Origin of the sequence: Sphingomonas sp. CROZ-RG-20F-R02-07 (assembly GCF_022662335.1) — a bacterium.
Taxonomy (GTDB): Bacteria; Pseudomonadota; Alphaproteobacteria; order Sphingomonadales; family Sphingomonadaceae; genus Sphingomonas.
In genome coordinates, this window is sequence record NZ_JAKNQJ010000052.1 from 1 (window position 1) to 426 (window position 426).

1 protein-coding gene is annotated in these 426 nt (G+C 65.3%); it reads left to right on the forward strand.

Features of this window, described 5'->3' with window-relative positions; genetic code table 11:
* Window positions 1-426: IS5 family transposase (locus tag L8H00_RS18670; protein ID WP_242098860.1), on the forward strand; the 426-nt coding region annotated here is incomplete at both ends.

The following is a 426-nucleotide window of genomic DNA, read 5'->3' on the forward strand; positions in this document are numbered from 1 at the left end:
GGCGGGTGGGCCGCGTGGCTACGACGCGGGCAAGAAGATCAAGGGGCGTAAACGCCACATCGTGACCGACACGCTCGGCAACATGCTGGAAGGCGTGGTGCACGGTGCCGATGTGCAGGACCGCGACGGGGCTCCGGGCCTGATCGAGCGGTCCTGCGATGCGTATCCCACCCTTACCAGGCTGTTCGCCGATGGCGGCTATGCCGGACAGAAGCTCGAAGCGGCGGTCGCGCACATCGACCGGCTGACGATCGAGATCATCAGACGGTCCGACATCACGGGCTTTGTCATTCTGCCACGGCGCTGGGTTGTCGAACGCACCCTGGCGTGGCTCAACCGGTGCCGGCGCCTCGCCAAGGATTGGGAAGCCTCGATCGCATCTTCCGAGGCGTGGATGGTCGTCTCATCCATCAGGCGAATGACCCG